The organism is Candidatus Symbiothrix dinenymphae (assembly GCF_001431085.1).
The window spans coordinates 1-737 of record NZ_BBRU01000160.1; the positions used below are offsets into that span (position 1 = coordinate 1).

The window sequence follows — 737 nt, forward strand, 5'->3', positions numbered from 1 at the left end:
ATTTTCGACCGCCGCCCCGATATAGATTGGGATGCTAAAATTTATCTCAAAACGGAGAAAGTTGGCGATAAAACGGTTTCGATTGTGGGGTGTTAGAGTGAAGAGTGAAAAGTTTGGTAATTGATTAAAAAATTTGAATTATGGCACGATATTTTAATGTAGCAGGACCCTGCAACGAAGCTGACCACTATATGATAGAGGCTTCATCGCGTTTGTCGGGCATCAGAGAACTCATTGAGCAGAAGCAGTATTTTGTGATTCACGCTCCGCGGCAGAGTGGCAAAACCACGTTGCTGCTTGATTTGGTTAATCGCATCAATAGCGAGGGCAAGTATTATGCGCTTTACTGCTCGTTGGAGGCAGCACAGGGCGTTATTGACCCGAAGGAAGGTATTCCTGTGATAACAAAACGATTAGGAAAGGCATTGCAATTTTCGCCGGACATACCGGACGGCGGACGGTTCGCAAAAAATGCCGACTACAGCGATTATTCGGGTGTGCTGGCAACCGAATTGACCTTGTTTTGCATGGCGTTAGACAAACCGTTAATCATCTTTTTCGATGAAGCCGACTGTTTGAGCGAGGGAACACTAATCACTTTTCTTCGCCAACTGAGAAATTCTTACAACACCCGGTCGCAAATACCGTTTGTTCATTCAATCGCCTTGGTGGGCATGCGCAACATTCGCGACTTCAAAGTGCGGATTCGTCCCGACAGCGAGTCGCTTGGCAGCGCA

The 737-nt window shown here is 46.5% G+C and carries 1 protein-coding gene; it reads left to right on the forward strand.

Annotated features, from left to right (window positions below):
• Positions 1–140 precede the first annotated feature (140 nt).
• Positions 141–737 (forward strand): AAA family ATPase (locus ASC50_RS02430; protein ID WP_193391182.1); only part of this gene is annotated, 597 nt, incomplete at its 3' end.